The organism is Streptomyces fulvoviolaceus (assembly GCF_000718165.1).
GTDB classification, from domain to species: domain Bacteria; phylum Actinomycetota; class Actinomycetes; order Streptomycetales; family Streptomycetaceae; genus Streptomyces; species Streptomyces fulvoviolaceus.
In genome coordinates, this window is record NZ_JOEY01000122.1 from 1 (window position 1) to 5,930 (window position 5,930).

At 72.5% G+C, this 5,930-nt stretch carries 3 protein-coding genes and 1 pseudogene; 1 reads left to right on the forward strand and 3 read right to left on the reverse strand.

The features are described 5' to 3' along the window. Positions 1-93: 93 nt before the first annotated feature. Positions 94-1,383: an MFS transporter gene (locus IG08_RS0152800; protein WP_052425350.1), complete on the reverse strand. Its 1,290-nt coding sequence runs from the start codon at positions 1,381-1,383 to the stop codon at positions 94-96. Between the two features lie 226 nt (positions 1,384-1,609). Further along, complete coding sequence (locus tag IG08_RS0152805) at positions 1,610-4,456, reverse strand: helix-turn-helix transcriptional regulator (RefSeq protein ID WP_199821147.1); 2,847 nt, start codon at positions 4,454-4,456, stop codon at positions 1,610-1,612. Positions 4,457-4,735: 279 nt separating this feature from the next. Between IG08_RS0152805 and IG08_RS0152810 the strand changes: the two genes are divergently transcribed. After that, complete coding sequence (locus tag IG08_RS0152810; RefSeq protein WP_158812418.1) at positions 4,736-5,773, forward strand: WD40 repeat domain-containing protein; 1,038 nt, start codon at positions 4,736-4,738, stop codon at positions 5,771-5,773. A gap of 21 nt (positions 5,774-5,794) precedes the next feature. Here IG08_RS0152810 and IG08_RS62315 read toward each other — a convergent pair. Then, positions 5,795-5,930: pseudogene (locus tag IG08_RS62315) on the reverse strand (transposase); the annotation flags it as partial.

Below are 5,930 nucleotides of genomic sequence, written 5' to 3' on the forward strand. Positions count from 1 at the left end.
CGATCCCACTCCGCGTTCGTCAGGTCACCACGTCCCATGCAGCCAGCCTGACCCCAACACCCCACCCACGTAAGGGGATCCGAGAAACAGCGCCTAGGCCGTGTCCCCGTCCGCCGTGGGTGATGCGGTCTTCGGGAGTGCTTCTGGCTTGCGCTGTGTTTGTGGCCGGGGTGTCGGGGTGAGCCTGCGGACCTGCGGCGACAACAGGGCTGCGCCTGTGGCCATGGCGATCAGGGCGGCGCAGCCCGCCAGCGCCTCCCGAGTGCCGACGCTGCCGGCGACGGGTCCGGCCACGAGCAGGCCGAGCGGGGCGAAGGCCAAGGAGCCGAACCAGTCGTAGGAGCTGACGCGGGAGAGGGCTTCCTCGGGGACCTCGCGCTGGATGGTGGTGGACCAGAGCACGGCGAAGACGTCCGAGGTGATGCCCGAGCAGAACATGGCCACCGCGATCAGCCAGACAGGGGCTGAGGCGGCGAGCAGGGCGATGGGCAGGGCGGCCGGGAACGTGGCCAGAACTGCGACCAGGACGGGCCGGTTCACCCGGACACGCGCGGCCAGGCCCGCGCCGGCGATGGTGCCGAGGGCCTGGGCTCCGACGATGAGCGACCACGCCCGGGCCCCGCCCAGATCCTCTTGTGCCACAAGGGGTCCCAGCACGCCGACGTTGGCGTTGAGTGCCGCGACGACGACCGCGTACTGGGCGACGACCACCCACAGCCACTGCCGGGAGGCGAACTCCCGCCAGCCCTCCTTCAGATCGTCCCAGCCCGAGGACCTCTTGGCGGCCCGCCCCGGAACCCGCAGGCGGGCGGTCAGGATCGCGCTGACGATGAAGGACGCGGAGTTGAGGGCCAGTGCCCAGCCGGCCCCGATCCAGGCAACAGCGACGCCGGACAGGGCCAGACCCAGCAGCAGGCTGGTGTTCGTGCACACCCTCAGCAGTCCGTTGGCCCGCTGGAGCCTGTCCGCCGCAACGACCAGCGGCACCAGGCCGTCCATCGCCGGAGAGAACAGTGCGGTCGCGGTGCCGGCCACAACCGCCAGCACGCACAGGGGGATCAACGGCGCGTGACCGGACAGCACGAGGCCCGCCAACCCGGCATAGGCGCCGGCACCCACGATGTCGGCGACCATCATCAGCCGCGCCCGGGACATCCGATCCGCGATCACCCCTCCAGCCAGGATGAACACCAGCTGAGGCAGCGCCTGACAGGCCAGCACCAGTGACAGCCGCCCCGGAGTCGCCCCGGGCAGGGCCAGCACGGCGAAACCCAGCGCCACACGAGCAAAGCCGTTGCCCAGAACCGAGATCGTCCGGGCCGAAGCAAGCACAAGAAACTGCTGGTCACCCCATAGGGAAGACCGTTCGAGGGAGGTAGACACGGCGCCGCACTCTACGCGGCGGCACCGACGCTCCGGTCTGCAATCAGCCATCCACGAACCGTAAGACGGGCACTGACCCTGCTGGCGTCATCAGCGCCTTGCTCGGCAGCCCGTCAGGATTCCGCAGCGGCCCAGCGACATGGGTTCTCATTCACATTGATCGCGCCTTGTGACTTGTGGCTGGTGCACAGGCCCCCCGGTATCCGCGGCTCGAACCATGCGTGGCTCATCCGCTCAAGGAAGGCCTCGGCGTGCGCCCTGCCATCAGGCCCGCCAGGGCTGCCCGCGATGAGACTCCCGTCTTGCGGTAGACCCGGGAGATGTGGGTCTCGACCGTGCGGCGGCTCAGGCAGAGTCGTTCGGCGATCGCCGGGCTGGTGAGGCCGTCAGCGACGAGGTCGGCGATCTCCCGTTCGCGGACGGTCAGTTCGGAGAGGCGGCGCTCGGGCCCGTCGGCGGCGGCGGCCACCGCCGGGCCGACCGCCTCGGCAAGACCGGTCAGCATCCCGCAGCCCCCGGCCACGGCGAGCCGCCGCCCCCGGTGCCAGGCCGCCTGCCCCCGCCGCGAACCGCTCGGGTCCGCCGCCAGCAGGGAGGCACCGAAGAGCAGGGAGAACGCCTCCCAGAACACCCCTCCGCTGCGGGCGCTCTCGTCGGCCGCCGCCATGAACAGGTCCGCCGCCGTCCTGTCGTCACCGAGACCGAGGCGTATCTGCGCGGCGCTGCGCATGGCCGAGGCGCGCTGCACGGGCAGATCGAGCCGCTCGGCCTCCTCGTGGGCCCGCTCGGCCCAGTCCTTCGCCGCGTCCAGGTCACCCATGGCGACGGCGGCGGTCACCAGGACCTCCAGGAACAGCGGACGCATGGAGGGCTGCATCCGTCGCAGGCCGGGGCCGCCGGCACGCAGCACCGCCTCCCGGGCACGAGCCGGGTCGCCGGCGGTGAGTGCCGCGTAGCCGAGTACACACCAGGCGATGGACGCCCACCAGTTGACGCCCAGACCCGCCGCGGCCACCGCCTCCTCGGCGGTGGCCAGTGGCCGCGGATCGCCGGGTGGGCAGGCGTCGGCCAGGGCGTGGGCCCTGGTCGCGAGGACGAAGGCGAGCAGTTCGTCACTGCCGATGCCGCGGGCGATGTCCTCGGCCTCCTCGGACAGTTCCACCGCCGACGCGAGCCGACAGGTCTGGGTGCGTACGTGTGTCTTGCACAGCAGAAGGTGGGGCAGGAGGTAGAGCTGGCCGGTGCGGCGGGCTATGGCCAGGCCTCGATCGGCGTGCCGCTCGGCGTCGGCGAAGCGCTCCAGGAACGCCTCCGCCCAGGCCAGCCGCATCAGCGGCTCGCACAGGCCGGTCAGATCGCCGTCCGGCAGTGAGTCCACGAGGGCCGCCGCCCGGCGGGTGAAGTCGTCCGCCGCCGCCGTCTCCCCCTCGTACGCCTCTCCCAGCGCCGCGACGCTCAGCGCACCCGCCACACCCGTCTCGTCCCCGAGGGAGCGGGCCACCTCCAGGGTGTGTGCCACCTCGGAGCGCACCGCCGGGTATGAGGTGTCGAGCGGGGCCGAGGAGCCCAGCTCCAGGCCCAGCGCCACCTGGTCGGCGAGCGATGGCGCGGGATCAGTGCGGTGCAACTCGCGGCGGAGCAGGGCGACCGCCTCCGAGTAACGCCCCAGATGGCGCTCCATGACGGCGCACAGCACGACAGCGGACGCCCGCGACCCCGTCCCGTCGCCCGGGTCGGGCAGGGCGATCACCTGGTGCAAGAGGTCCCGGCTCTCCCGGAGCCGGCCGCCGACGCCCAGCGCCCGGGCCCGCCGCAGCATCAACTCGCGCCGTCTGCCCGCGTGTTCCGGCGTGTGCGGAAGATGCCGCAGCACCACCTCGAGCCAGTGCGCGCTGCTCGCGGGCGCCGTCTGCGCGGCCTGCTCGGCGGCCTCGTCCAGCACCGCCGCCGCCCGCGGGTCCCAGCCGGACAGTGACTGTTCGGCGTGGTGCGCCCGCTCGGCCAACGGGGCGCCGGTCCGGGCGAGTTCGGCGCCGACGAGCCGGTGGGTCTCCGTTCGCAGCCAGGGGTCGGTGCCGTCGCGGACGAGGCTGCGCAGCACGGGATGGCGCAGCGCGATCCGCCCGTGCGTGCCGGTGCGCAGCAGGTCGCGCCGGGTCAGTACGGCGAGGTCCTCGGTCAGTTGCCCCGGCTCCTGGCCGGTCACCGGGCCGAGCAGCGCGGGCGTGGCGTGGTCGCCCAGGGCTGCCACCACTTGGACGAGCCGGCCCTGCGACGGCGTCAGCGGGGTCAGCTCGTCGAGCAGCAGCGCCCCGAGGCCGGTCGTGGACAGTCGGCTCACCGACGCGCCCTCGCGGTGCGCCTGGAGCAGGGTCAGCAGGTACAGCGGGTTGCCCTCGCTCGCCGTGAAAAGCCGTACGGCCTGGTCGCGGGCCAGGTCGGGGGCGAGTAGTTCGATGCACTCCCGCTCGCCGAGCGGGCCGAGGACCGTCCGCCGTACCGTGCCGGTCTCCGTGCCGCGGGTGAGGGTCGAGGCGAGCGGCGCGGGGCTCTGCCGGTCGCGGCGGGCGAGGACCAGCAGGACGCGGGCGCGCACGGGGTGCCGTACGAGATGGTCGAGGAGTTCCAGCGACGCGGCGTCCGCCCAGTGCATGTCGTCCAGGACCACGACCAGCGGAGACGCCGCGGCGTGGGTCAACAGGGCGGCGGTGGCCCGGTGCAGGTGGAAGCGGTCCGTGCTGCGGGGAGCACCGCTGAGCACCGGGGCGACCTCGGCAGCTGCCGGGAAGGATTCGACGGCCTCCGGGGCGAGGTCGGAGAAGGCGTCGGTGAACGGCTGGAACGGGATGTGGCGTTCGTACTCCGTCGCCCGGCCGCGCAGCACCGCCGCCCCGCGCCGCGTCGCGGCCAGGCACAGCTCGTGGACCAGCCGGCTCTTGCCGATGCCCGCCTCACCGCCGACGTCCAGCACCGTCGGGCGGCCGGGCACGTCCCCCACCAGATCCGCCAGCAGCCGGTCGAGCCGCGAGAGTTCCGCCTCTCTGCCGACCAGCGGTGTTCTTTCCGTCGTCATGCCCTCACGCCCCCGCGACAGTTGGTGCCCCGCACATCCTGTCGTACGCCACTGACAACCTGTGGGTTCGTGTCCGCGATCTCACAACCCTCGTCCGGGTGGGACGGGTCGGACGGGTCGGACGAACGGATGCGGAAACTACGTAACCGATCTACGTAACAGCACGATCGTCCCGGCCCGGCGCACGCGGGAAGATCCAGTCCCGTAGGGGCCGCGGCGGTTGCCGCATCAGGAAGGCTCCGGGGATTTCGGGGAGGGCGGATGTTGATCGTCGGCACAGTGGCAGGGATCGTCCTGGTCGTCCTGATCGTCGTATGGGTGGTCCGGCGGTCGGACGGCCGGTACCGGTTCCGGCCGTCGTTCGAGGCGGCCTGCGAGGTCACGGTCGGCGGCCGGAGACTCGTGGCGTACTCCGGGCACCGCAAGGTGATCCGGCTCGCGGACCCGGCCGAACGCGAGGACACGGCGGTCGTCATGGGCTCGCGCACCTGGATCCGTACGCTGTGCGAGGTCCACGTCGACGGCAGGCCCCTGCTGGCGTCCGGCGGCCGGGACGGGGTCGTCCGGCTCTGGGATCTGGAGAACCGAGGCGAACTGGTGGCCTCCCTCACCGGTCACCGCGGCTGGGTGTACGGGCTGTGCACGGTGCGGGTCTCGGGGCGCGACCTGCTGGCCTCGGCGGGCCGGGACGGCGTGATACGCGTCTGGGACCCGCGCGACGGCCGGCTGGTGCGCACGATCGACACCGGACCCCGGAGGGGGTGGATCTTCTCCCTGTGTCAGGTGCGTACGGGCGGGCGAACGCTGCTCGCGGCCGGGCACGGCAACGGCACAGTGACCCTGTGGCATGCCAAGTCCGGGCGGGCGGCACTGGAGCTGACCGCGCACAACCGCGCCGTGTGGGCCCTGTGCGAGGTGTCCGACGGCGACCGCACCCTGCTCGCCACCGCCGGCTGGGACGGGGTCGTCCGGCTGTGGGACGTGGAGGCACCGCAGGAGGTAGGGGCGTTCACCGCCGGTGTCGGGCCCGTGTACGCCCTGTGCCAGGCGGAAGCCGGGGACCGTACGCTCCTCGTCGCCGGCGGGGACGGACCGGGCACCGCTGTCTGGGACCCGTTCACCGGCGAGCGCGCCGGCAACCTGGGCATGGACTTCGCCGGCCTCCTCAGCGGCCACGGCTGGGTACGCGCCGCCTGCCAGGTCCGGCCGGCGCAGGGCCCACCGCTGATCATCACCGTGGGGTACGACGACGGAGCACGCGTGTGGGACGTGGCGAAGGAGATCGGTTCGCCTCCTCCGGAGAGAAGAGCGTCCTGACCGCCCACCCGTTAACCGTTCCTAAGGACTGAGCGGGAGTGAGTCCTGTTGCCAGGACTCATGCTCAGCCGAACGCCCCGAACGGTGTTGGGCGTTCTGGTTGCCCGCGTTCGCTCCACAGTCCGGCGGCACGGATCGTGTCCGTGGTCCGGGAACG

Coding starts and splice junctions, on each gene's coding strand:
- IG08_RS0152805 (WP_199821147.1), bottom strand. CDS start 4,456: ATGACGACGGAAAGAACACCGCTGGTCGGCAGAGAGGCGGAACTCTCG.